Here is a 25,905-nt window from a genome sequence, read left to right on the forward strand (position 1 = left end):
CATTTGCTAACCTTGCACCCCCGATTTACAAAAACCCGTTTTGCAAGAACCCGTTTTGCAAGAATTTGAGATCGCAGAGGACTACATCCGTGTCAAAACCCGTTTCTCGTCGAGAATTTTTAAATCTGATTGCCGCTACCGGCGGCGTAGCCACTGTGTTGGGCATTGGCGGCGCATTGGGTCTGATCCCGGCCAGCACCTCAGCCAGTGTCCCCAATCTGATGGCACTTAATGGCCAGCGCAAGCGAGTGGTGATCCTGGGTGGCGGTATTTCCGGCCTGACCACGGCATATGAGCTTGGTAAAGCCGGTTATGACTGCACGGTGCTGGAAGCCTCACACCGCTGCGGCGGACGGGTAATGACGCTGCGTCATGGCGATCTGATTGATGAAATCGGCAACCCGCAAATCTGTCAGTTTGATGATGAGCCGCATCTGTACTTCAACTGTGGTGCGGCCCGTATTCCAAGTTCACACAGGAATGTGCTGAATTATTGCAAGGAGCTGGGCGTTGAGCTGGAGATGTTCATCAACGAGAACAAACATGCCCTGGTTCATGATCCTGAGTTGAACGGTGGCAAGCCGATGCGCAACATCGATATCAGCACCAACCTCAAAGGGTTCATGGGCGAGTTGATGTTCAAGGGTTTCAGCAATGCCGAGCTGGATCAGCCGTTCAGTGACGCCGAGGCGGAAAAACTGCTGGCTGTGATTCGCCAGTTTGGTGATCTGAATGCAGATGGCCGGTATGCCGGCAGTTCACGCAATGGTTACGCCGAAGGCGGATTTATCAGTGACGGTGTACAGCGGGAAATGATCAATATTCGTGATCTGCTAAAGGCCGATACCGGCCTGTTGCGCTCTGTACTGTTGGAGAACGAGGGCGAAACCGCACCCATGCTGATGCAGCCAACCGGCGGCATGGACAACATCATCAAAGGCTTCACGCGGCAGCTCGACGGTAAAATCGAATACCACGCCATGGTCGCCGGCGTCTATGATCACGGCAACATGGTTCATGTCCTGTATGACAAAGACGGCGAGCGCCACCGCCTGGAAGCAGACTATGTCTTCAACTGCATCCCGGCTCACCTGATGGTGGGCATAGATGCCAACTTCCCTGAAGAATATCGCACTGCCATGAAGCAGATTCGTCGGGGCGAAGCCTTCAAGGGTGCTTTCCAGATGAAACAGCGTTTCTGGGAGGATGAGGAAATTTATGGTGGCATCACCTGGACCAATCAGCCGATTCGTCAGATCTGGTATCCCTTCCACGGGCTGCTCAAACAGAAAGGCGTGATGCTGGCGGCATACGACTACGGCGGCGGCTCGGGCTTCATGCGCATGACCCACGAAGAGCGTATTGAAGCCATGCTGACGCAGGGCGAGAAGATCCACCCGCAGTACCGTGAGATGGCTGAACATGGCGTTACGATCGCCTGGCACCGCATGAATCACATGCTGGGATGTTCTGCGCGCTGGGGAGCAATGACGGCGGAAAATGAAGCTCACTACAATACCCTGCAACAACCTAGTGGCCGACACTACTTTATCGGTGACCAGATCAGTCGCAAGGCGGCATGGATGGAGAGTGCCATTCAGTCTGCGCATTGGGCCATGGCGCACATGGATCAGCGGGTCCGGGCTGAGGCGGGTGTCTGATTTAAGGGCTGTTTGATCTGCATCAAAACCCGATGCTCCCGCTGAACTTAGTATGCGGTGGTTTGTTTAATCACCGCATATTGATAGTCGGGAGAGCCCATGACAAGAACATCATTTGTTTTCAAGAGTCTGCTAGTGTCCAGTCTGTTGTTTGCCGGGCAGACGGCACTGGCTCAGATTGAAGGTGTATACAAGTCCGACAGCGATGACGGCTGTATGGTGACAATTTCAGAGATCAATATCCCTGCACCCAAGTTTGGTGATGCCTACTACCGGATCGAGTCCCGCGGTGTCGCCGCCTGCATGTGGGACGGCGTGGGCATTTCCATCTCGACCAATCTTGCGGGTGCCTATATTACCTTGCCGCCAGTCCACAATCGCGTGAATATTCATGCCAGATGGCTGTTCGGGCCTACCAGTCCCAAGGTTGAAATCATACAGCGCAATGCTGACGGTGAGCATCTGCTGACAGGTACCTTCACCCGGCAATGATGCGCTGCGTCCTGCTGGTTTATGCAAAACTGACATCACGCGGGAGCTGTGGTAAGCAGCTCCCGTGTCCCGCCACTGTACAAGCTCCGGAATGCCTCGCTGGCAAGTTGAATGCATTCACAATCTGTTGAACTGAGGCACAAGCTGGTTTAGTCTTCCTGTTTCGCCGAACAACCGTGTCAGGAGCAGAATAAATGACAATGCAACAGACTCCACTCTTAATGCACAGACTGATGGATCGGGGCGCCATGCTGCAGCCCGATGTTGAAGTCCTGACGGCTACCGCCGATGGTGCCCGCAGCCAGACCATGCTGGAAACCCGCAACCGTGCCCATCAACTGGCTCATGCATTAAATGACGCCGGTATCCAGATCGGCGACCACGTTGGCACGTTCATGTGGAATGGTGCCCGCCACCTCGAGGCCTACCATGCTGTCGCCTGCATGGGTGCAGTCATCCACACGCTCAACATCCGTCTGTCTCCGGTAGACCTCGAGTACATCGTTAATCATGCTCAGGACAAGATTATAATTGTTGATGCCGACCTGCTGCCTGCGCTGGAGAAACTGGCCGGTAAAATGCCCAGCGTCGAGAAGATTGTCGTCGCCGCTGAGCCTGGTTTCGAAAACTGGGAAACCAGTCTGCCCAATGCCATCGACTACGAAGACTTCATCAAAGACAAAGCAACAAAATACCAGTGGCCCGAGATCGATGAGAATTCGCCCATGGGGCTGTGCTACACCAGTGGCACGACAGGCAAGCCCAAAGGCGTCATGTATACCCATCGCGCCAATTATCTGCATACTGTTGCCATTGCCATGACCGATGTCATGGGACTGTCGGCAACCGATACCTTGCTGGGTATTGTGCCCATGTTCCACGCCAACGCCTGGGGTCTGCCCTGGGTCGCCACCATGCTGGGCATGAAGCAGGTGTACCCACACCGCTTCATGGTGCCGGATCATCTGGCGCGCCTGATCATGGATTACGACGTCACCATCTCGGCCGGTGTGCCTACTATCTGGCAGGGCGTCCGGGGCCTGATCGAAGCCAATCCGGATAAATACAAATTCAAGGCACTGACGCGCCTGACCTGTGGTGGGTCTGCGCCACCGCCGTCGCTGATCGAATGGTTCTGGGACGCACTGGGTGTGGAAATGGTGCAAGGCTGGGGCATGACCGAGACCAGTCCGCTGGCGACCATCAGTCGCCGTACCGGCAAGCGCAAACACCTGGACATGGGTGATGCGGAACGCGCCGCCAATCAGGCCAAGGCTGGTCTGCCGATTCCGGGACTGGAAATTGAAATATTCGATGACAAATGGAATGTGCTGCCGCATGACGGCAAAGCCTTTGGTGAGTTGTTGATCCGTGGCCCGTGGATTTGCTCGGAATACTTCAACAACCCGCAGCCGGACAAGTTCCACGATGGCTGGTTGATCACTGGCGATGTAGCCAAGATTGACCCTGAAGGCTATATCATCATCACCGATCGCTCCAAAGACCTGATCAAATCGGGCGGTGAGTGGATATCATCGGTTGACCTGGAAAACCATATCGCGGGCATGTCTGCCGTAGCACAAGCCTGTGTGGTGGCACACCCGCATCCACGCTGGGACGAACGTCCGGTGGCACTGGTCATCAAGAAGCCGGATGCCGAGTTGACAGCGGAGCAGGTGATTACGCACTGCGATGGCAAGTTCGCCAAATGGCAACTGCCCGACGATGTATTGTTTGTGGCTTCGATTCCGCTGACGGCGACGGGCAAGATGGACAAAAAAGTCGTCCGCGCCCAGCTCGAAGCCGACGGCTACCAACTCCCCGACCAACGCTGATCAGCTCTGTGGCAAGGCCTTGATCGCATACAGTGCGACGTTCGCACAAGCCTGTCGGGGCTGGGGGATGCCTGAAGGGGCTTATGCGGCAGGGAAGCCGCATAAGAGCCCCCAGGGACGGGTTCACGGCGTCCCCTGAAGGCATCCCCCAGTCACGACAGGCGTTCTTGAACGACTCCACGTCCAAGTTCGGCCTTGACCGGTTTTAAGGTCAAACGACACACCGCCGGCACCACCAGCAGCGTCTGCACCGTCGACGCCAACAACCCCGAGATGATCGCCCAGGCCATCGGCGGCCACAACGTAGATGCCGACAATGCCAACGGCAGCAACCCCGCTACTGTTGTCGCCGTCGTCAGCAAAATTGGCCGGGTGCGCCGGGTCACCGCATCACTGACCGCCTCATTGACCGTCACGCCGTCCAGCAAGCGCTGATCAATCCGGTCAAGCAAGACAATCGCGTTGTTGACCACAATACCGACCAGAGCAATGATGCCCAGCAAGGGCTGGAAACCGAAAGGTGAATCAGTCAGTATCAGACCCGGAAAGATGCCAGCAGCAGCCAGTGGCACCGTCAGCAGAATGATGCCAACACGAGTGAACGAATTGAACTGCAGGATCAGGAAAAACAATAACAGTAATATACCAATAGGTGCAGTATTAAGAATCGCCTGATTGGCCTCTCCCGAACCCTCCAGATCGCCGCCCAGTTCCATGCGTGTGCCTGCTGGCAAGGGCTCTGCGGTCAGCTGCGCGTTCAATTCATCAAGTATCTGGTTGAAGTTATAACCCGGTGCCAGTCCGGCGGTGATGGAATAGACGCGCACACCGTTTCTATGCTGAATGCCGGCTTCCTGCCAGTCCGCTTCAATTCTGGCGATCAGGCTGACAGGAATGGCGTCGCCCGCGTCGTTGTAGACATAGCTCGACAGGAGTTGCGAAATGCTAGTGTCGGGGCCGTCCGGTGAGCGCAGTACAATGGGAATCGGATCCAGTTCCTGCCGGTACTGCTCTGCATCGACGCCGAAACTGCGGGCGAACAGGGTCTGTGCGACATCAGCTCGACTGACGCCATGGCGCTGGGCACTGGCATCATCCACAATAGCGCGCAGAACGGGGGTGCCCAGGTCTATATCGTGCCGCACGTCTACGGCGCCAGGTATAGCTTTAAGAAGGCGGAAAATATGCTCAGCCGCTGCCAGTCGGGTATTGTTGTCTGCATGATAGAGACGTACCTCAACCGGTGCCACCCGGGGCGGGCCCTGAGCCAGGGTGCCGGCAACGATATCCACTTCGGGCAAGGTCGTTGCTGCATGTTCCCGCGCCCAACGAATCAGACTGTCCGTATCGTCGAGGCTTTGCATGTTCACGACCAGACGGGCCCGGTTCGGCGCCCGCGTCGAGTTGGGCAGGTTGTAGTAAAAGCCCGGGCCGGTGAAGCCGACAAAGCGATGCACCGACACGACATTGTCCTGTGCTCTGGTCAGGCGCTCAAAGTCTTCTGAGATCTGATCGGTATAGGCCTGGTCGGTGCCTTCGGGCAGGAATATTTCGATAACGACCTGGGGGCGGTCAGCGTTGGGGAAAAACTGAAAGTTCAGAAAATTACTCAAGAACAGGCTGCCACCGACGATCAGGAGCCCGGCTACAATGATTAATCGGGGCCAGGCCGCACTGATTGCCGCCAGGCGTGCGCCGAACCTGTCGAACCAGGCGCTGCGCGGGGTTTGTTCTGGGCGCAAAAACCAGGCCGCCAGCAACGGTGCAACACTGATGGCAAGAAGATAGCTGATGCTCAGGGTCAGCATGATCATGACCGGGATGCCACGGGTAAAGTCTGCGGTGCCGCCACTGGACAACAACAACGGTGTGAAGGCGGCGAGGGTGGTCCCAGTGGAAGCTCCCAATGGCCCGGCCAGCTCCCTGACCGCAAGCAGCATGGATTGCTGCCGGGTGTTGCCATCACTCAGGTGATTCTGAATGTTTTCCACCATCACAATGGCATTGTCGATCAATATACCGAGAGAGATGACGAGGCCTATCACGGCGATCTGATGTAGCACGCCACCGCCCATATCGTAAACGCCCAGGCTGATCAGGGTTACCAGTGGCAGCATGGCGGCGACCAGAACGCCCATACGCCAGCCCATGCCTGCAAAAACCACCAGAGTGATAATCAGCATGCTCAGCAGCAGGCTGCCCTGCAGATCGCTCAGGCGTGATTCAACCTGGTCCGGTTGAAAGAACAACTCGTTGATCTCCAGTGGCGCAAATGCTGGCGCCAGCTCTTGTATTCGTGCGCGCAGGTTTTCACCAAATCCGATGGCATCAACCTGGTTTTCCTGGATGAAAATATTCAGCGTCACCACCCGCTCACTATCCATCCAGGTGGCGGGTTGCTCGGGTTGCGCCGGCGTGCGATTGATCTCAGCGATGCTGGCCAGGGGCACGTGACCGCCACCGGGCAAAGCAATCTGGGTGCGGCGAATGGACGCGACATCTTCGAATTCATTATTGGACAGCAGGCTGACACGTTTGCTATCAACTACAATAAAACCACCGGGCGATACCTGATTGCGCTGCCCGATCAGATTGGCCAGGTAAGCGGGGGTGATGCCAAGGCGACTGAGTTCAGCATCCTGCACGGCGATGGTGATCTGTTCATCGGCATCGCCCTCAATTTCGATGCGGGAGAGCCCGGGCAGATCAGTTAATTGACGTTTCAGGCGCTCCGCTGCATCAGACAAGGTCACCACCGATGGATCACCGGCAAGCGCCAGCACCACCGCCGGATTGGATGTCATGCGGTCATCCAGTTCCATTTGCCTGACGCCGGCCGGAAATTCCAGTCGCGCCCTGTCCATGGCCTGCCGAACGCGTTCCCAGGCCGGATCGGTATCGTAAATATTGTCCTGCAGGCCAATGTTGATGAGAGCGACGCCACTGCGCGCCACGGCGGTAAATTCGAGTACTTCCTCGACCTGCGATATTTCATCCTGCAAGGGTTCGAGAATCAGGCGCTCCAGTGCATCTGCTGTGGCACCGGGGTACAAAACGGTGATCAGGCCATTGCGCGACGGGAAGACCGGGTCTTCCTGGCGTGCCATGTTACCGAAGGAAGCCAGGCCCGCCAGCGTGAGCATGATCACTACCAGCAGAATCAGTCGCGGTCTTAGCAGGATGTCCGAGATCATGGCAGCACCTTGACCATATCACCGTCAGCGAGACGGGTAAGCCCGGCATAAACCACAGCATCCTGCGGGCTGAGATTGCTACCCGTGATCACGGCATGATCACCAAGCAGTTCGCTGACCTGAATCGGAACGCGGCTCACGGTAGTGCGGCCGCCTGCCGGGTTGAGCCGGAACACGGCAAGACCTTCGGCCGAGCGCATCACAGCAGTGATGGGAATCACCAGGGCCGGTTCGGTCCGGCGTGGAATGCCCACCTCATAGGCCTCACCGGCGCGAATTTCGCTACCGTCCAGACCGACCACCAGCGGGAACAAGGTATTGGCCCCTGAACTGGAAGAACCGATTTCCAGTACCTGCCCGTTGCGTTGCGCTCCGGTCAGTCCGGACCACACGGGCAGGGTTTGCCCGATGCTGAGTTCGCGCAGCAGGTGGGCCGGCGCCCGTATCTCGATTTCCATGCCATCCCGGGCGGCCAGGCGAATGACCGGCTGCCCGGCCTGGGCGAATTCCCCGGGCTCCAGCAGCACCGCTTCAATATTCCCGGAAAATGGCGCACGCAAAGCATTTTCAGCCAGCAATCCCTGTGACTGCTGCAGAGCTGCCTCAGCGTTGCTGACGGCGGCGACCAGGCTCTCAACCCGCGAGCGCTGCTGCTCCAGGTCCGACAATGGAGACACGCCGCGTTCATACAGCTGCTCTGTGCGCTCCAGATCGCGCCGAGCCTGAGCAATATCCGAGCTGAGTTGTTCAAGTCTTGAACGTGCTGCATCCCGGGCGGGTTCGAGCTGCGGATTGTAGAGCTCAGCCAGTATTTGCCCGGCCTCCACCTGTTGGCCGATATCAGCTGCGCGGCTCCGGAGAACCCCATCGACCTGAAATGTCAGTGAGGCACGTTGTCGGGCCCGGCTGATGCCGGCAAAACGCAGGGTTTCGTCACTGCTGCTCAGGCTGGCGCGGGCGACTCGCACCGTAACGGCCTGGTCACGGGCAGCAGCGGTTGCTGTGTCACTGTCAGTGCTGTCGGATGCCTGATTGCAGGATGCCAGTCCAATGCTCATGGCGAGCATAACGGCATACCGGATCAGGGGTTTCGGGCGTGACATGGCGCGCATGAGGGCTCTCCGGCAGAAACGATTTGTTGACATGATGTCAGTAAATGACATTATGTCAACAAAATTCGCTGCTGGTATTCAAAAGCACGATGCAGGAGAATTCATGCCCGGGTATAAAAGGGAAGGGTGAAAGGGAATGACAGTACGCAGGCGAAGGGCAAAAGAAAAACAAGAGCGTCACGATGAAATACTGGATGCTGCTGAACTGACTTTTTTCGAAAAAGGTTATGAACAGACGTCGATGGATGATATCGCACGTGCTGCACAGCTCAGCCGGGCGCTGCTGTACGTGTACTTCAAAGACAAGGCTGCGATCATGCGCGGCGTCATGCTGCGCGCAGCGCAGTCCCTGCAACGCCGTTTTGAGTGCGCGATGGCAGCCGGAGACACCGGTGTTGCGCAGATTGAAGGAATTGGTCATGCCTATCACGCATTTTCAGTTGATGAAGCCAACTATTTTGATGTGCTGACAAGTATGGCAACTTTTCCGGGTCCTGATGAGACCGATGCACAGCTGTTGGCCATGGATCATTGTCGTGAACGCGTCAATGATCTGATGGTACAGGCGCTGCAAAACGGCATCCGGGATGGCAGCCTGAGCGCGGTGCACATCAACAACCCCTTGCAGACTGCATTTTACCTGCAGGGGGCACTGCACGGCGTAATCATGCAGACCCGTGGCGCCAAATCGCCGCAAGGCAGCTACCCGGAAGCACATGATCTCATCAAATACACCATTGCGATGCTAACGAATTCCATTGAGCCCTGATTCCTGAACTCTGAACTCTGAACTCTGAACCTTGAGCCCTGAGCCCTGTTTGTACATGCAACCCTGAACCTGCCTGGACGCCTTTTTATGTCTTCATTGATACTGAGCCGACGCGATATTGACTTCATGCTGTACGAATGGCTGAACGCCGAGTCGTTGACCGCCTTGCCGCGTTATTCTGATCACTCACGGGAAACCTTTGATGCCGTTCTGGATCTGAGCGCACAGATAGCCACACAACATTTTGCCAGCCACAACAAAAAGAATGACGCCAACGAACCCTGGTTTGATGGTGAAGTCGTGCACATAATCCCGGAAGTCAAAGCGGCACTGGATATATTCGCCGAGGCAGGCCTGATTGCAGCCGGTCAGGATTATGATCTGGGTGGCATGCAACTGCCAACGCTGGTGGAAAAAGCCTGCTTTGCCTGGTTTCTGGCGGCAAATGTGGGCACGGCCGCCTATCCGTTTCTGACCATAGGCAATGCCAACCTGTTACTGGCCTATGGCAGCGAGCAGCAGCAACAGACCTGGGTGGCGCCAATGATGGACGGGCGTTTTTTTGGCACCATGTGTTTGTCCGAACCTCAGGCCGGGTCTTCGCTGGCCGATATCAGGACGCGAGCAGAGCCCGACGGCGAAGATCGTTTCCGGGTATTTGGCAACAAGATGTGGATATCCGGGGGCGAGCACGGCTTGTCAGAGAATATCGTGCACCTGGTGCTGGCCCGTCTGCCGGATGCCCCGGCGGGCGTAAAAGGAATTTCGCTGTTTATTGTGCCCCGGCACCTCCTGGATGCGGATGGTAATGTTGCCGAGCACAATGATGTTGTGCTGGCCGGTTTGAACCACAAAATGGGTTATCGCGGCACCACCAATACGCTGTTAAACTTCGGGGAAGGAAAATACAATCCCGATGGTAAACCGGGCGCGGTGGCCTACCTGGTTGGTGAGGCACACAAAGGCTTGTCTTACATGTTCCATATGATGAATGAGGCGCGTATCGGTGTAGGCCTGGGCGCGGCCGCGCTGGGCTACACCGGTTATCTGCATGCGCTGGACTATGCCCGCGAGCGCAAACAGGGCAGGGCGCCGGGTGCCAAAGATCCTGCGCGAGCCCCGGTTCCCATTATCGAGCACACTGATGTCAAACGCATGTTGCTGGCCCAGAAAGCGTATGTGGAAGGTGGCATGGGACTTAATCTGTACTGTGCACGTCTGGTAGATGAAGAACGCACAAGTCAGGGCGATGACAAAACCCGCGCCACATTGCTGCTTGATATGCTGACACCGGTTGCCAAAAGCTGGCCATCACAATGGTGTCTGGAAGCCAACAATCTGGCCATCCAGGTGCACGGCGGCTATGGCTATACCCGGGACTACAATGTTGAGCAGTTCTACCGGGACAATCGTCTGAATCCCATCCACGAAGGTACCCATGGTATTCAGGCACTTGATCTGCTTGGGCGTAAAGTGGTGATGCAGGATGGACTGGGTCTGGATTTGTTGCTGAATGTGATTCAGGCCTCCACAGCCCAGGCTGCGGAACTTGCCGAGCTGGCTGAGCTGGCGGCACAGCTCGATGCGGTTGTGTATCGCCTTGCTGATGTGACCCGGAAGCTGCACGGCAGCGGTGAGCCGGCGGTGACGCTGGCAAATGCAGCTGTATATCTGGAGGCCTTTGGACACACTGTGGTTGCCTGGATCTGGCTGGAGCAGATGCTGGCCGCGGCCGGGAAGGCGGGTGATTTCTACGCCGGGAAGAACCAGGCCGGGCGCTGGTTTTTTGCCTGGGAGCTGCCCAAGACCGAACAATGGCTGAACCTGTTGGCCAGTCTTGATGATACCTGTCTCAACATGCAGGAAAACTGGTTTTAAACAGCGCGACAAATTTGTAACAGCTTGTATCTTCGGTTCGAAGTCCGGGCCCGCTTTTCAGCGGGCAGCCGGATGTCAGAAAGAAGCAAATTCGGCCTGAAATATCACCCCGCATTGCTTTTAACCTACCTGAAAACCTACTTTTTCCCTACCCGAATGGTTACGCATTTGTGACTTATCATAATAATTTGTCGTTTTGAAGACAGGCAATACAAGGGCTGGCACTACACTCAAGGCGATGTACCCGTGTTTTGCCGGAAATGGCGAACACCGGGTATGTCCGGCTTGGTCCCAAAAAGCAAAATAACAGGAGAGAGACTTAAAATGCCCATAAAAAACCAAAAATACTATCTGAGAACCATGATTCAGGCACTAGTGAGTGGTTCCTTGCTTGTGCCCGCCTTAGCGCTTGCGCAGCAAAGCGATACACCAGAGGTAGAAGAAGTCGTGGTGACTGGTTCCTTTATCCGGAACAGCGCTTTCGCCCAGAACAACCCGGTGGACACGGTCACCCAGAGCGACATTCTGGAGTCCGGTGCCGCCAGCATGGGCAACTATATCCGCGACCTGCCTTACACGCAGAACACAAATACCGTTGCCAACGTTAATGCAGGCAACAGTGGTGCCCAGTCCAGCGTGGGCACTACCTTTAATCTGCGCGGTCTGGGGGAGAACAGCACCCTGACCTTGATGGATGGCTCACGTTCCGTTGATTCCGGCATTAATACGCTGTTGCCGGAAATTGCCATCGACCGCCTGGAAGTAGTGCTTGACGGCGGTTCCGCACTTTATGGTTCGGATGCGGTAGCGGGTGTTGTCAACCTGATCCCGGTAAAGGACTTTGATGGTTTTCGTGTCCGCCTGTATCACCAGTTCGATGAGCCGCAGGACTTTGAAGACAACAAGATCGGGGTGATGTTTGGCCGTAACTTCAGCAATGGCATCAACTATGTGTTTGCGGCTGATTATGCCCGCACCACGCCCCTGATGATGTACGAGCGCCCGCGTACCTTGCGCGCAGCCTACGGCTGGGCCAACTCGGGTAATCCGGGGGTCTGGCGTGAACTGGACGGCGCTACGCCGAATCCGGGCCAGGTGCATGGTGGGGAACTGGTTGGTGGCAACCTGAATGATCCGAGCTGCGGGACTTTTAATGACGTCACCGATTTTGGCGCCGCCAACAACAATCCCAGCGGTATCGTGCGCCCGGGCAACAACTGTTTCTTTAACTACAATGCGCAGTGGCCGTTGGCAGAAGGCAGAACCGAGTACAATATTTTCCAGAACATGACCTTTGATGTCAGCGACCGGGTGCAGCTGGAAGCCCAGATGTCGCTGGCCAATCGTGAGAGCGAAAACCACAACACACTGTCCTATCAGCTCAACGCCAATAACCGTGAAGGTCTGGTGGTCCCAGCGGCACACCCGGCCAACCCCTTTGACGTCGATGTAGGTCCCTGGCTGTGGCGGCCATTTGCTGCAGCGGGCACTTTGCCCAGCTACACTGACCTGAAAACCGGTGCTCGCAAGCAGACTTACGACGATACAATCCAGCGTTACAAAGTGGGAGCACGCTTCGATCTGACCAATTCCTGGACAGCGAACAGCTCATATTCCTGGCAGCGTACACATCGTGACTATACGGCGCGCATGATCAATATGCCTAATCTGGCTTCGGCGCTGATCGGGCAGGGCGGCCCCAATGGCAACGAATGGTTCAACCCGTTTGGTTCCGCTGATATGCGCTCACCGTTTTATGATGCCGCCACCACGGCCAACAACCAGGCACTGGTGGACTGGATTGCACCAACAGTGCCGTTCAGAACATCACAGCGTGAGCTGGCCGTGTTTGAAGTGAACACAACAGGTGATCTGTATGAATTGCCGGCCGGCATGGCGCAGATGGCGATTGGTTACCAGATGCGTGATATTGACGAATGGAACTATGCCAACCCATTGTCAGCAGCAGGGACGGACTACAACACCAGTATCATCGATACGCCACCGACCAGTCGCAACTACGGCAGCCGGGTGCAAGCCGCGTATCTGGAGTTCGAGGTACCGTTACTGGACACGCTGGATGCACAGATTGCAGTACGTCATGAAAATTTCACCACCTACGATCTGCAGACCACAACACCCAAAGTGGCGCTGCGCTGGGAAGCACTGCCCGAACTTGCGATTCGTGCGTCAATTGGCGAAAGTTTTCTGGCACCAACGCCAGCCGATGCGCGACCGTTTGATCCCAATGAAAACTGTGGCGAGATCTTCTTTGGCAACGATCCGATAACCGGTGGTGTACTTAATGGCGGGGCAACCTGTTCCTCCGGTAATCCCGGGCTGGCGCCGGAAACCTCCGATATCTGGAACGTCGGCTTCACCTGGGAGCCCTTGGATGACCTGACCCTGAGTATGGATTACCAGTCCATTGAGTACACGGATCGTATTCGTACGCTGGGCACCCTGGACATCGTTGCCATCGAGTTCGAAGAAATGCTGGCGGCAATCGGTTCCACGCCGGCAGCTTATGATCCGACACCGGGCTCTGCGACACGTGAAGCTGCCAATGCCTGGATTGCCGGCGGTGGCTTGTCCAATGTCACTCGTGATATCAGTGACAACCAACGGGTATCCCGTGTTGTCAGCCAGGCCCAGAACGTCAGCACGGTGTGGGTGGATTTGTTTGATGCCCGTGCCAGCTACACCATGGATACCAATAATTGGGGTTCATTTACGACGTCATTGAATGCAACATACAACACCAAGTATGAATATGCTGATGGTGGCGAGGTGGTTGACGCGCTGGGTAAACAGAATGGCCGCACGGGTATTGTGGCACCGGTACCCAAAGTGAAAGGTCAGGCCCGCCTGAGCTGGATTCGCGACAAACACAGCGCGTCGGCAAGCTGGAACTATCAGCACCACGTTGAATTTGATGACAACGTGAACAACGCACTGACCGGTACACCAGCGCCCGCCGATGGTAAAATCCGCGCTCAAGGTATTGTCAATGCGCAGTACACTTACCTGATGGATCAGTACTTTGACAGTGAAGTCACCTTCAGTGTCGGGGTCAGTAATCTGTTTGACGAATTGCCGCAGCGCCTGCCGGTGCTTGGTGGTTTCGAGAGTCGCCTGCATAGCCCCTGGGGGCGCCAGTTCTGGATCTCTGCCGATTGGCGTCCGGGCTTTTAAGCCTGGCGCCTGAACGTAAGGCATAAAAAAAGGGCTGTCACTTTCGTGACGGCCCTTTTTCTTTGAATTCGCGTTAGCTTAACAGCGCGGCGATTTCAAACGTTGCAGTCTTACAGACCGATAACGTTTTCTGCCTGAAGGCCTTTAGCGCCTTTAGTCACGGTAAACTCAACACGCTGGCCTTCAGCCAGTGTTTTGAATCCAGCAGATTTGATGGCACTGTAATGTACGAATACATCGGCGCCGCCGTCTTGCTGAATGAAGCCGAAGCCCTTGGATTCGTTGAAGAATTTAACCTGACCTGTCACTGTAGACATAAAATATTCCTTAAAATTACTTAATTTAGATTTGCACCGAAAGCTGGCTTTGAGGAGCTGGTCAGAAAACTGATACAGCAATGCCTCCTACCGACATTCGGTAAGCAGAAAGATACGATTACATATACATTTACAGGACGAGGGTCTACTTGCGGCACTTCGTATTGCAGATATAAATATAGCCGGTATTCTGGCTTGCCTTGCAGTCTACAGTAACCCCGGGCCAAGTCAATGACTATTTATCTGCAGCTTACGCAACCCGGCAGTTTCTCTGCGATTCCGACGCTATTACATTATGGCTGGGGCTGGGTTATCATTCCTGCAAAATCTAATAATCATAAGGGAGTAAATTGATGCATTTCAAATCATTGCGATCAACTCTGGTACTCGCCACAGCCTTGATCGGCCTGGCCGCACAGGTATCAGCCCAGAATCTGTCTTACGACTCCCCGGAATCGGTAGGCATGTCCCCTGAGCGCCTGGAACGTATCGCGCCTGTGTTGCAACAGTATGTTGATGACGGCGAGCTGGTAGGCGTTGTCAGCATGCTGGCCCGCCGTGGGGAAATAGTGCATTTTGAAGAGTTCGGTAATCTGAACAAGAACACCGGACAGGCGTTGGCAACGGACAGTATCTTCCGCATTTACTCCATGACCAAGCCCATTACCACATTGGCCGTGATGATGCTGTACGAAGAGGGCAAACTGCAGCTCACCGATCCGGTCGAGCGCTACCTGCCGGAATTTGCCAACATCCGTGTAGCCGGTCCCGGCGGATCACTGGTTCCTCCGCAGCGCCCCATGACAGTCCAGATGTTGATGACGCACAGCGCAGGACTGACCTATGGTGTCTTCGGCGACACCATGGTGGATCGTCAGTATCGCGATGCCAATGTCATGACAAGTCCCGACCTGGATACATTTATTGCACGTCTCGGACAGATCCCGTTGCAGTATCAGCCGGGCACGCGGTTCCATTACAGCGTTGCGACTGACGTACTGGGCGCGCTGGTGGAAGCGGTGTCCGGTCTGTCGCTGGGTGAGTTCTTCCAGCAACGGATTTTCGGACCGCTGGAAATGGAAGACACATTTTTCCAGGTACCTGCTGACAAACTCAACCGCTTTGGTACTAATCATACCTATAACCCGCAGACGGGGGAGCTTGAGGTCAGCGACAGCCCTGATGCCAGTAACTTCGTTAACCGCCAGACGTTTGAGTCAGGTGGTGGCGGCTTGCTGTCAACCGCTGAAGATTATATGAAGTTCAGCCAGATGGTGCTCAACGGTGGTGAGCTCGACGGGGTCCGTATCATTGGCAGCAAAACACTTGAATATATGACACAAAACCATTTGCCGGGCATCTTTGGCGATAACGGGCAACATGCGCCTGATACCTTGCCGGGCTTTGTCAACGGCACCGGTTTTGGACTGGGTTTTGCGGTGATTGAGGATCCCACTGCTGCCGGTGGTATCGGTTCGGAAGGGGAGTACTACTGGGGCGGCGCTGCCGGCACCATATTCTGGATTGACCCGGTGGAGGAACTTATTGGTGTGGTCATGATTCAGCACATGAATGTGCAGGTGCCGTTGCGCGCTGCATTCAAGGCGCTGGCCTATGGCGCGATCGTCGACTGACAGGTTGCGGGTTTCGCAGAGAGCCGGCTATAAAATAGAAATGGGGAGAGAAGGAATCAGTCATGCGCTTGCATCAGGCAGGTGATCGTGTCGTTATCAGTGGCGTAGGCCTCTGGACACCGGATCACGTTGTAACAAACACAGAGCTGGTGCAGGCGTTGAACGCTTATGCCGACAAATACAATGACACGCATCAGGCGGCGATCGAGGCCGGTCATGTAAAACCGGTGATGAAGTCTGATCCCGGGTTTATCGAAAAAGCCAGCGGCATCAAGCAGCGCCATGTTTATGTCAAGGCGGGAATACTGGACGTGGATCATATGCGTCCGCTGATTCCGGAGCGTGCTGATGATGAATTGAGTCACCAGGCCGAGATTGCCTTGAACGCCGCTCGCAGCGCCCTGGCCGCTGCCAACAAAAAGGCAGAGGACATTGACGCGGTTATCGTCAGTTGTGCCTATACTCAGCGCGCTTATCCCGCTATTGCTATTGAGGTGCAGAATGCGCTGGGTATCGACGGATTCGGGTTTGACATGCTGGTCGCGTGTTCGGCTGCGACATTTGCCCTGCACCGAGCCTGGGAAATGGTGAAATCGGGCAGTGCGAGAGCGGTGCTGGTCATCAATCCGGAACTGGTATCACCGCAAGTCAATTACTGCGACCGTGACAGCCATTTTATTTTTGGTGATGTGGCAACAGCCGTGGTTATTGAGCGCGCCGAGACCGCGGATAGCGAACACAGTTTTGAAATTCTGGGGACGCAGGCCAAGACTCTGTACTCCAATAATATTCGTTCCAATTTTGGTTATATGTCCCGCGCCTACGGCAGTGACCCCTTCGCCGCGGACAAGTTATTCCATCAGGAAGGACGCTCCGTATTTAAAGAGGTCTGCCCGATGGCAGCAGAGCACTTGTCGGAGCACCTGGCGTTGCACGGACTGGTGCCGGGCGACGTTCGACGCTGGTGGTTACATCAGGCCAATATCAATATGAATCAACTGATTTCCAAAAAGCTGTTGGGCAGGCTGCCGGATGCCGACGAGGCACCGATTGTGCTGGATCGGTATGCCAATACTGCGTCCGCAGGTTCAGTTATTGCCCTGTCACTTTATCATCAGGACCTGAAGCAGGGCGACATTGGTGTCCTGTGTTCGTTCGGTGCCGGTTATTCAATTGGCAGTCTGTTGTTAAAAAAACAATGAACCACGGAGCAGTTGCGTGAGCATGGTATTTTCCAGACAAGGCAGGTTTATTAATTCAGTAGCGGCAGCGGCACTGGTTGTTTTCTCCACTTCGGTGTCCACCTCTTTATATGCTGCCACACCCGCAGAGCGCGGCCAGTGGATGGCAACGATGGGGGAGGCCGGCCTGCGCGGCTTTTATGCTTCCGGCAGCGACCTGGGTGAAATGGTCAATCGTGCTGTCAGTTACCAGACGGCACAGCGTGTTTATACCCGGAATCAGGCAAATCCGGTGACTGCGGGCAGACCACAGGATATGCGCTCGCGCTCGGATACCTGGGTGATGCAATCGGATTCTCTGGTGCCGGTGGCCGACTCACTGGAACGACCTTTGTTCGTGCGGGCGCTGGTGCGTTCCGCGGGCCGGGATGAAGATGCACGCGTCAGAAGTCGCAATGACAGGCTGGACCTGGGTTTGATTTACGCGCCCTCATCGAGCGCCTTTGTCAGTTTCGGCATCGCTGGTGAGCTCACGCAGGCTGATATTTATTATGTTACCGGTGAAACCACCGGCACTGCATGGGGGCCTCGGGTAGATGCCGGTCTGGTGCTGGGTCCGGTTTGGGCTGTTGGTATTCGCGCAGATTATCTGGCGTTTGACGGTGATAATGAAGTGTCGGTAATGACCGGTGCCGGGCTGCTCAACATCACGCGTGATGTAGAATACGAACGACGCTATTTGCAGATGGATGCGATAGCCCGCTTTAACCAGACCGCTTTGCCCTGGCTGCCGGATGGTTCAGCATTGAAGTGGACTAACAGTTTTCGACATCTGCATATTCGCAACCAACCGACATCCAATAATCTCGGCCAGCCTGTAGTTGAACCCTTTGGCGAGCGAAACCGTTTGAGTGTTGTCAGCACGGGACTTAATCTGTCATATCCGCTGAGTGCCGATGGTCGCTGGAGTATGTTTGGCGACATTGCGCTGGACTATGAACTGGAGACCAATATGAATTCCCCCATTGATGATCGCACTGCGGTTACCCTGGGCTCGGGCATCGTGCGCCAGCTGGCCCGGGGTAAAAGGATGTTCCTGCAGTATGAACGGTATCAGCATACCCGGGGCACGCGCTCGCGCAATAACCTGTCATTGATTGCGACCATCGACTTTTAGTATTGCGCGCGTTGATGGCTCAGAGCCAGCCTTTTACTTTGAAAAAGACATATGGCGCTATACCGGAAAGAACCATCAGGCCCAGAGCCCATGGATATCCCAGTTGCCAGCCAAGTTCCGGCATGCTGTCAAAGTTCATGCCGTAAACACTGGCGATCACGGTGGGTGGTAAAAATACCACAGCAGCAATTGAGAAAATCTTGATGATTTTGCTTTGCTGAATGCTGATAAAGCCCTGCGCAGCATCCATCAGGAAGTTGATCTTGTCGAATACAAAGCTGTTGTGCGGCAGCAGGGAGTCGATATCCCGTAACAGTTCACGTGCGGTTTCGGCATGATCAGCAGACAGTTTGCCGCGGCGCAGCAGGAAACTCAGGGCTCGTTGAGTATCCATCAGACATAATCGAACCTTGCCGTTGGTGTCTTCCTGGCGCGCCAGTTCGTCCAGTGCATCTTCAATCGGACTGTCGTTGTCCTCCAGCACCAGGTTGCTGGTATTCTCCAGTTGCGTGTAAACCTCCTCAAGTGTATCGGCGAGGTCGTCTATCTTGATCTCGAACAGCGCCAGTACAATCATCACCGGGTCTTCCACCAGCCCATGCAGGCGACGCGCACGCATGCGCATGAGGCGAAAAGCCGGAATCTCGCGTTCGCGCAGGGTAATGAGCTGGGTATCGGTGAGCGTAAACGCTACACTGGTATTGCGGTGGCGTTCGTCCACTTTGTGCAGAAACAATGAATGCACATGCAGACCGGCTTCGTCCTGATAGGAGCGCGCACTGGCCTCGATTTCCTCGACATCTTCAGTGTCAGGCAGGGGCTGGCTGTTAAGGCTTTCCACCAATTGGCGTTCGTCATCATCGGGGTTGACCAGATCCAGCCACATGGCTGCCGCCAGCGCTTCACGGGTGATCTCGCCCTGGGTTGAAACCAGGTATTTCTGGTCATCAAGTTGATAACGAATCAGCATGCCATGTCCTGCCTGTTCAGTCGTCCGGGGACGTATTTAACTCTGTGTAAATCTAACGTTGTCTGATATCGCTGGTCAGGTATCGCGATCGGTCACCGCGCCTTCGGATGCTGACGATACCGTTCGTGCATACTTGGCCAGTACGCCGCGTGTGTAGCGCGGTGCCGGTTTTTTCCAGCTGGCCAGACGCGCAGCGATTTCAGCGTCGTCAAGATGCAGTCTGACTTCCTGTTGTTCCGCATCGATGGTGACCTGGTCGCCGTTTTCGATAATGGCGATCGGACCGCCGTCAATGGCTTCGGGTGTCACATGGCCGACAACAAAACCATGGCTGCCGCCAGAGAAGCGACCGTCAGTGATCAATGCCACATCCTTGCCCAGGCCGCGGCCCATGATGGCAGAGGTGGGGCTCAGCATTTCGCGCATGCCCGGTCCGCCTTTAGGACCTTCGTAACGAATGACGATGACATCACCAGCGACAACAGTACCGTCAAGAATTCCTTTCATGGATTCTTCTTCGGAGTGGAATACCCGCGCTGTGCCGGTAAAGCGCAGACCTTCCTTGCCGGTGATTTTGGCTACTGCACCCTGAGGCGCTACGTTGCCACGCATGATGACCAGGTGACTGTCGGGCTTGATCGGATCGTCAAAACCACGAATGATCTCCTGGCCCTCAGGGTAAGGTTTCACGTCGGCGAGATTTTCCGCCAGGGTTTTGCCCGTTACGGTGAGGCAGGTACCATCCAGCATGCCTTGGTCCAGCATCATTTTCATCAGGGGCTGGATACCGCCGATCTTGATCAGCTCTGACATCAGAAAGCGGCCGCTGGGGCGCAAATCAGCCAGCATGGGTGTGGTTTTGCCCAGGCGCGTGAAATCGTCCAGCGTGATACTGACGTTGATGGTGTGCGCCATGGCAATGAGATGAAGCACGGCATTGGTCGAGCCGCCCAGCGCGATAACAACCTTGATCGCGTTCTCGAAGGCCGCTTTGGTCATGATGTCAGACGGTTTGATGTCTTCACGGACCAGGTTCATGATGGCTTCACCGGCACGGACGCAGTCGTCTACTTTTTCCTGCGAGATGGCATCCTGGGCCGAGCTGTTGGGCAGGCTCATGCCCAACGCTTCGATTGCCGAGGCCATGGTGTTGGCGGTATACATACCGCCGCAGGAACCGGGTCCGGGAATGGCGGTTTCTTCGATATTCTTCAACTCGATATCAGATACAGTGCCGGCAGCATGGCCACCAACGGCTTCGAATACCGACACAATGTCGGTATGGTTTTTACCCGGTTGAATGGTGCCGCCATAAATAAAGATGGCAGGGCGATTCAGGCGCGCCAGACCCATGAGACACCCGGGCATGTTCTTGTCGCAGCCACCGATGGCGATGATGCCATCATGCCCCATGCAGCCGGATACTGCCTCGATCGAATCGGCAATGATCTCGCGTGACACCAGAGAATATTTCATGCCCTCGGTGCCCATGGAAATCCCATCTGAGATGGTGATCGTATTGTATATGACACCTTTGCCCTGAGCGGCATCAACGCCGCGATTGACATCGTCGGCAAGCTTGTTGATGTGCATGTTGCAGGGGGTGACCATGCTCCAGGTGGAGGCGATACCAATTTGTGGTTTGCTGAAGTCGGCATCGGAAAAACCGACTGCGTGCAACATGGCGCGGCTGGCTGCGTGTTCAACGCCATCGACAACCTGGCTGGAGTACTTTCGGGTATTCTTATCACTCATGACAGTGTCCGTAATGCTGTGTTAAGCGGGTTCCATATTTGCGCGAACTATACACCAATACGGGCTGTCACGGCCAGCACGCGGTGGCTACTGCCCTTCGCAAATGACGTTCTGACGCATAGCCGGTTCGTTTTGTGTGACGATTCGGGTAACATCGGCAACTAATTTTGGGCAGCTTGATCTGGCCATTCATTACACAGCAGGAAGAGGTTCTAGACACGATGAGAAAATTCACAAGCATGCTGGCTGGTGTGGTCCTGGGTGCAACCGGTTCTCTGGTGCTGGCTGCGGAAAACCTGGATGGTGCCAGCCTCTATGCAGAGTACTGCGCCACTTGTCATGCCGATCCGCAGGATGTCCGCACGCCAACCACTGAGGCATTGGCGGCCTATACCGCCAACAGCGTCTTTGATGCTTTGACTGAAGGTGTCATGCAGGCCCAGGGGGCGGCGCTGAGTAATGAACAGAAGGCGGCCCTGGCTGAGCACCTGACCGGCAGCCGCATGCAGACCGACTCGGTCGCCGGTCTGGCCCGCTGCGAACAGCCGATGCCTCAGTTCGAGCTGTCGCTTGACAGCAACTGGAACGGCTGGGGCAATGGCCTGAGCAATGAGCGTTATCAATCTGCGCAAGGCACTGCCATTAGCGCGGCCAATATCGACCAGCTCGAGCTGGCGTGGGTGATGGGGCTGGAAAGCTCGACCGTCGCGCGGGCCCAGCCGACGGTGATTAACGGTATCATGATTATGGGCAGCCCGTCGGGCAGCGTTCATGCCATGGATCTGGCATCGGGATGTGTCTACTGGACTGTTGAGGTGCCCGGCGAGGTGCGTGCTGCGGTAACGGTTGCTTTCTCCCAGGAACTGGATCGTTACCTTGCCGTTATCGCGGAAAATTCCAATCACATTTATGTGGTGGATGCACGCAATGGTGAGCCACTGTGGGATACGGAAGTGGACGACAACCCCTTTGCCCGCAGCACCGGTTCGCCGGTGGTATACGATGGCAGAATTTTTGTGCCGGTGTCATCCATAGAGGTGGGTGCAGCCGGGCGGCCAGACCACCATTGCTGTACTTTCCGGGGCAATATGGCGGCCTTTGACCTTGCTACCGGTGAAAAGCTCTGGCACACCTACATCATGGAGGAGCCGTCGCTGGTTGGCGAGAACAGCGCCGGTAATCCGGTATATGCGCCTTCAGGTGCGCCCATCTGGCAGGCGCCCAGCATTGACCCGGCGCGCAATCTGGTTTACGCCGGGTCCGGACAGAACTACAGCCGCCCGGCCAGCAACACCAGTGACTCGGTCATTGCGTTTGATTTGGATACGGGTGACATGGAATGGGTGTATCAAACCACTGGTGATGATCAATTCGTGATGGGTTGCAATCCCAATGGCACCCACCCCAATTGCCCGGACCCGGGCCCGGATCTCGACATCGGTGCGCCTATTGTTACCACGACGCTGTCCAACGGGCAGGAAATTGTGGTTGCCGGCACCAAGGGTGCGGAAATTTTTGGCCTGGATCCGGTTGGCGACGGCGAAGTGTTGTGGCGTACCCGTGTTGGCCGTGGCGGTGCGCTGGGAGGCGTGCATTGGGGCATGTCGTTCAAGGATGATGTGGTTTACGTGCCGGTATCGGATCGCAGTGGCATTACTGACGAAGGCGAACCGCGGCAGCCGGGTCTGCATGCCATTGACATGAAAACCGGCGAGGTGCTCTGGTATGCCCCCGTGCCTGAACGCTGCGTCGGCGAGCGCGGCTGCATGGATGCCTACTCGGCGCCGATCACCGCAACTGATGATCTAATCCTCGCCGGCTCTCTCAGCGGCTACCTGTTTGCACACGATCCCGAGACCGGCGCACTGCTGTGGGAGTACAATACCGTGCAGGACTATGACACCATCAATGGTGTTGAGGCCAGCGGTGGCTCGCTTGACGCTACCGGCCCGGTCCTCTCCGGTGACTATATGGTCGTCAACAGCGGTTATGCAACATTCGGCCAGTTACCAGGCAATGCGGTACTGGTATTCAAGCTTAAAAATTAAAAACTGACGCAGATTCAGGGGACACAACATGAACAAGCATAAACACCTTTCTGTACTGGCAGCAGCGGTCCTGGCACTGGCTGCATGTGGTCCGGCCGAGCAGCCCGATACCACTGCCAGTGCACCTGAGGCGCCAGCACCGGCACCCATGCCAAAGTACAGTGCGTCGGTGACTACAGAACGCCTGGTAGCCGCTGATAGCGAGCCGGGTCAGTGGATGTCAACCGGGCGAAATTACTGGGAGCAGCGCTTCAGCCCGCTGGATCAGATCAATGTCGACACGGTAGATCAACTGGGTCTGGCCTGGTCGGCAGACCTTGATACCAGTCGCGGGCAGGAAGCCACGCCGATCGTTGTGGACGGTGCTATCTACATCACCACCGCCTGGAGCATGGTCAAAGCGTTTGATGCAGAAGATGGCAGCCTGCTGTGGGAATTTGACCCCGAAGTGGATCGTGCCCGGGGGGTGGATGCGTGTTGTGATGTTGTCAACCGTGGTGTTGCTGCGTGGGACGGGAAAATATTTTTTGGTGCGCTGGATGGGCGTTTGATTGCACTGGACGCGACAACCGGGGAGCAGATCTGGAGCGTGGTCACCACCGATCAGTCGCAGCCATACACCATTACCGGTGCGCCGCGTATTGTTGATGGCAAGGTCATTATTGGCAATGGCGGCGGTGAATATGGGGTACGTGGTTATATTACGGCCTATGATGCAGATACGGGGGAGGAGCACTGGCGTTTCTACACGGTGCCGGGCAATCCCGAAAACGGCTTTGAACAACCCGAACTGGAAATGGCCGCAGAGACCTGGACCGGCGAGTGGTGGGCGATGGGCGGTGGCGGCACGGTCTGGGACTCCATGGCCTACGACCCGGATTCAAATCTGATGTACATCGGTGTTGGCAATGGTTCCCCGTGGAATCAGTCACTGCGTAGCCCCGGCGGTGGTGACAACCTGTTCCTGACCTCGATTGTGGCCATCAATCCCGATGACGGCAGTTACGTCTGGCACTACCAGACCACACCAGGGGAAACCTGGGATTACACTGCTACCCAGCAGATCATTGTGGCTGATCTCAATATCGGCGGTGAAGATCGGCGGGTGGTCATGCAGGCACCGAAAAACGGTTTCTTTTATGTGCTGGATGCCCTGACCGGGCGGCTGTTGTCGGCTGAGAATTTTGTGCCGGTGAGCTGGGCGACCCACATTGATCTGGAAACCGGGCGGCCGGTAGAAATTCCCGAAGCCCGCTACGATGTCACCAAGCAACCCATCATTGTCCAGCCGGGGGCGCTGGGCGGACACAACTGGTACCCGATGTCTTTCAGCCAGAACACTGATCTGGCTTACCTGCCGGCGACTGAAAACTATATGGGTTACCACGCGCAGGAAGAGTTTGAACGGTCTGACCGTGGCTGGAATACCGGCACAGATCTGGCCGAAGGCGCTCGTCTGGTTGCCGCTGCCGGGGATGCTGCACCGGAGCGCAAAGCTTATCTGCTGGCCTGGGACCCGATTGCACAGGAAGAAGTGTGGCGTCAGCCGCAATTGTCGCCGACAGCGGCTGCGGGTGTGATGTCGACTGCTGGTGGCCTGGTGTTTCAGGGCAATGCGGCGGGCGAATTTGTCGCCTACCGTGACACCGACGGCGAAAGACTGTGGAGTGCGATTACGCAGTCTCACACTGTGGCTGCACCGGTCAGCTATGCCATTGACGGGCAGCAGTACGTGGCGGTGTTGACCGGCTCACGTGCGTTACCGCAGGACGGACCCGGGGCCATCGGATCCACAACGCGTGAATCCAGCAATAATTCACGTTTGCTGGTCTACACGCTGAACGGTACTCATCAGTTACCCACTGAGGTTGCCGTTGCTGAAGACCGCGAACTCAACCCGCCGCCTTTGCTGGCCAATAACGAAATGCTGGCGCACGGCGAGCAGGTTTATGGTCAATACTGCAGCGTGTGTCACGGTAACAATGCTGCCAGCGATGGTGCGGGTGTGTTCCCGGATCTGCGCTACACGGATCGATTGCATGATATTGAGGACTGGAATGCGGTGGTTCTTGAGGGCGAACTGGCATCGGGTGGCATGGTGTCTTTTGCCGGGCAGCTGGAGGAATCCGATTCCGAAGCTGTGCTGCAGTATGTGATCCTGCGTGCCAACGCTTTGCTGGAGTCTCAGTGAGCGAAACGTTCTACAGTTACTATGATTCACCCGTTGGCAAATTATTGCTGGCGGGTGATGAAAGTGCATTGGCACTGATCAGCTTTCCAAGTGGCAAAGCAGCCCGGCAACCGGCGCCGGACTGGCTGCGGCGCAACGAATTGTTCAGTGCCGTCAAACACCAGTTGGCTGCCTATTTCGCAGGTGAGCTGACTGAGTTTGATCTGACACTGCGGCCGGAAGGTACCGGCTTCCAGTTGCAGGTGTGGCAGGCTTTGCGGCAAATACCTTACGCCGAAACCAGGAGTTATGGTGATATTGCCGCGCTGGTTGGCAAGCCGGAAGCAAGCCGTGCGGTAGGTGCTGCCAATGGCCAGAATCCCTTGCCCATCGTGATTCCCTGCCATCGTGTGATCGGCAGCAATGGCGACCTGACCGGTTTTGGCGGCGGACTGGCGTGCAAGAAATTCCTGTTGGCGCTGGAACAGACCCATACGCCGTTCACATTACAATGATG

17 protein-coding genes are annotated in these 25,905 nt (G+C 55.9%); 12 read left to right on the plus strand and 5 right to left on the minus strand.

From position 1 onward, the window contains the following. Nucleotides 1–89 precede the first annotated feature (89 nt). The 3 genes from WD071_RS00745 (at nt 90) to WD071_RS00755 (ending at nt 3,988) form a co-directional block, all read left to right on the plus strand. Nucleotides 90–1,661: a flavin monoamine oxidase family protein gene (locus WD071_RS00745; protein ID WP_368046367.1), complete on the plus strand. Its 1,572-nt coding sequence runs from the start codon at nt 90–92 to the stop codon at nt 1,659–1,661. Nucleotides 1,662–1,760: 99 nt separating this feature from the next. After that, nucleotides 1,761–2,153, plus strand: a complete 393-nt coding sequence (locus WD071_RS00750; RefSeq protein ID WP_368046368.1) for a hypothetical protein — start codon at nt 1,761–1,763, stop codon at nt 2,151–2,153. A gap of 194 nt (nt 2,154–2,347) precedes the next feature. Beyond that, nucleotides 2,348–3,988: a long-chain fatty acid--CoA ligase gene (locus tag WD071_RS00755; RefSeq protein WP_368046369.1), complete on the plus strand. Its 1,641-nt coding sequence runs from the start codon at nt 2,348–2,350 to the stop codon at nt 3,986–3,988. A 152-nt stretch (nt 3,989–4,140) separates the two neighbouring features. On the opposite strand, the gene WD071_RS00760 is transcribed toward WD071_RS00755, so the two are convergent. Beyond that, nucleotides 4,141–7,182: an efflux RND transporter permease subunit gene (locus WD071_RS00760; protein ID WP_368046371.1), complete on the minus strand. Its 3,042-nt coding sequence runs from the start codon at nt 7,180–7,182 to the stop codon at nt 4,141–4,143. Further along, on the minus strand, nt 7,179–8,294 hold the full coding sequence (locus WD071_RS00765; RefSeq protein WP_368046372.1) for an efflux RND transporter periplasmic adaptor subunit: 1,116 nt from the start codon (nt 8,292–8,294) through the stop codon (nt 7,179–7,181). Before WD071_RS00765 ends, WD071_RS00760 begins: the two co-directional genes overlap by 4 nt. A gap of 136 nt (nt 8,295–8,430) precedes the next feature. Between WD071_RS00765 and WD071_RS00770 the strand changes: the two genes are divergently transcribed. The 3 genes from WD071_RS00770 (at nt 8,431) to WD071_RS00780 (ending at nt 14,136) form a co-directional block, all read left to right on the plus strand. Next, nucleotides 8,431–9,063, plus strand: coding sequence for a TetR/AcrR family transcriptional regulator (locus WD071_RS00770; protein WP_368046373.1), 633 nt, complete (start codon nt 8,431–8,433; stop codon nt 9,061–9,063). Between the two features lie 87 nt (nt 9,064–9,150). Beyond that, on the plus strand, nt 9,151–10,941 hold the full coding sequence (locus WD071_RS00775) for an acyl-CoA dehydrogenase (protein WP_368046374.1): 1,791 nt from the start codon (nt 9,151–9,153) through the stop codon (nt 10,939–10,941). 324 nt (nt 10,942–11,265) lie between these two features. Beyond that, nucleotides 11,266–14,136, plus strand: coding sequence for a TonB-dependent receptor (locus tag WD071_RS00780; RefSeq protein WP_368046375.1), 2,871 nt, complete (start codon nt 11,266–11,268; stop codon nt 14,134–14,136). Between the two features lie 110 nt (nt 14,137–14,246). On the opposite strand, the gene WD071_RS00785 is transcribed toward WD071_RS00780, so the two are convergent. Then, entirely contained in the window at nt 14,247–14,453 is a 207-nt protein-coding gene (locus WD071_RS00785; RefSeq protein WP_070115710.1) for a cold-shock protein, read from the minus strand. Between the two features lie 353 nt (nt 14,454–14,806). On the opposite strand from WD071_RS00785, the gene WD071_RS00790 reads away from it, so the two are divergent. The 3 genes from WD071_RS00790 to WD071_RS00800 all read left to right on the plus strand — a co-directional run bounded on the left by WD071_RS00790 (nt 14,807) and on the right by WD071_RS00800 (nt 18,445). Beyond that, nucleotides 14,807–16,087: a serine hydrolase domain-containing protein gene (locus WD071_RS00790; RefSeq protein ID WP_368046376.1), complete on the plus strand. Its 1,281-nt coding sequence runs from the start codon at nt 14,807–14,809 to the stop codon at nt 16,085–16,087. Nucleotides 16,088–16,149: 62 nt separating this feature from the next. Next, nucleotides 16,150–17,289, plus strand: a complete 1,140-nt coding sequence (locus tag WD071_RS00795) for a beta-ketoacyl-ACP synthase III (RefSeq protein WP_368046377.1) — start codon at nt 16,150–16,152, stop codon at nt 17,287–17,289. A gap of 16 nt (nt 17,290–17,305) precedes the next feature. After that, the gene (locus WD071_RS00800) at nt 17,306–18,445 is read left to right on the plus strand and encodes a hypothetical protein (RefSeq protein WP_368046378.1); all 1,140 of its coding nucleotides are present in this window, start codon (nt 17,306–17,308) and stop codon (nt 18,443–18,445) included. A gap of 19 nt (nt 18,446–18,464) precedes the next feature. On the opposite strand, the gene corA is transcribed toward WD071_RS00800, so the two are convergent. Together corA and ilvD are read right to left on the minus strand one after the other, a co-directional pair. Next, nucleotides 18,465–19,415, minus strand: coding sequence for a magnesium/cobalt transporter CorA (gene corA, locus WD071_RS00805; RefSeq protein WP_368046379.1), 951 nt, complete (start codon nt 19,413–19,415; stop codon nt 18,465–18,467). Between the two features lie 75 nt (nt 19,416–19,490). Next, entirely contained in the window at nt 19,491–21,170 is a 1,680-nt protein-coding gene (ilvD, locus tag WD071_RS00810; RefSeq protein WP_368046380.1) for a dihydroxy-acid dehydratase, read from the minus strand. A gap of 221 nt (nt 21,171–21,391) precedes the next feature. Between ilvD and WD071_RS00815 the strand changes: the two genes are divergently transcribed. From WD071_RS00815 to WD071_RS00825, 3 genes are read left to right on the plus strand one after another with little or no spacing between them, the layout of a single operon-like run. Then, nucleotides 21,392–23,218 carry a PQQ-binding-like beta-propeller repeat protein gene (locus WD071_RS00815; protein ID WP_368046381.1) on the plus strand — a complete coding sequence of 609 codons (1,827 nt, stop codon included), beginning with the start codon at nt 21,392–21,394 and terminating at the stop codon, nt 23,216–23,218. 28 nt (nt 23,219–23,246) lie between these two features. After that, nucleotides 23,247–25,409: a PQQ-dependent dehydrogenase, methanol/ethanol family gene (locus tag WD071_RS00820; protein ID WP_368046382.1), complete on the plus strand. Its 2,163-nt coding sequence runs from the start codon at nt 23,247–23,249 to the stop codon at nt 25,407–25,409. After that, on the plus strand, nt 25,406–25,903 hold the full coding sequence (locus WD071_RS00825) for a methylated-DNA--[protein]-cysteine S-methyltransferase (protein ID WP_368046383.1): 498 nt from the start codon (nt 25,406–25,408) through the stop codon (nt 25,901–25,903). The genes WD071_RS00820 and WD071_RS00825 overlap by 4 nt, the downstream gene beginning before the upstream one ends. Nucleotides 25,904–25,905: the final 2 nt, after the last annotated feature.

This window comes from Pseudohongiella sp. (assembly GCF_040877505.1).
GTDB lineage: Bacteria > Pseudomonadota > Gammaproteobacteria > Pseudomonadales > Pseudohongiellaceae > Pseudohongiella.

Bases quoted from the DNA above. Each gene is read 5' to 3' on its own strand.
- WD071_RS00820 (WP_368046382.1), top strand. From the start codon at position 23,247: ATGAACAAGCATAAACACCTTTCTGTACTGGCAGCAGCGGTCCTGGCA.
- WD071_RS00815 (WP_368046381.1), top strand. From the start codon at position 21,392: ATGAGAAAATTCACAAGCATGCTGGCTGGTGTGGTCCTGGGTGCAACC.
- WD071_RS00785 (WP_070115710.1), bottom strand. From the start codon at position 14,453: ATGTCTACAGTGACAGGTCAGGTTAAATTCTTCAACGAATCCAAGGGC.
- WD071_RS00760 (WP_368046371.1), bottom strand. From the start codon at position 7,182: ATGATCTCGGACATCCTGCTAAGACCGCGACTGATTCTGCTGGTAGTG.
- WD071_RS00790 (WP_368046376.1), top strand. From the start codon at position 14,807: ATGCATTTCAAATCATTGCGATCAACTCTGGTACTCGCCACAGCCTTG.
- WD071_RS00780 (WP_368046375.1), top strand. From the start codon at position 11,266: ATGCCCATAAAAAACCAAAAATACTATCTGAGAACCATGATTCAGGCA.
- WD071_RS00770 (WP_368046373.1), top strand. From the start codon at position 8,431: ATGACAGTACGCAGGCGAAGGGCAAAAGAAAAACAAGAGCGTCACGAT.
- WD071_RS00755 (WP_368046369.1), top strand. From the start codon at position 2,348: ATGACAATGCAACAGACTCCACTCTTAATGCACAGACTGATGGATCGG.
- WD071_RS00750 (WP_368046368.1), top strand. From the start codon at position 1,761: ATGACAAGAACATCATTTGTTTTCAAGAGTCTGCTAGTGTCCAGTCTG.
- WD071_RS00765 (WP_368046372.1), bottom strand. From the start codon at position 8,294: ATGCGCGCCATGTCACGCCCGAAACCCCTGATCCGGTATGCCGTTATG.
- WD071_RS00775 (WP_368046374.1), top strand. From the start codon at position 9,151: ATGTCTTCATTGATACTGAGCCGACGCGATATTGACTTCATGCTGTAC.
- ilvD (WP_368046380.1), bottom strand. From the start codon at position 21,170: ATGAGTGATAAGAATACCCGAAAGTACTCCAGCCAGGTTGTCGATGGC.
- corA (WP_368046379.1), bottom strand. From the start codon at position 19,415: ATGCTGATTCGTTATCAACTTGATGACCAGAAATACCTGGTTTCAACC.
- WD071_RS00795 (WP_368046377.1), top strand. From the start codon at position 16,150: ATGCGCTTGCATCAGGCAGGTGATCGTGTCGTTATCAGTGGCGTAGGC.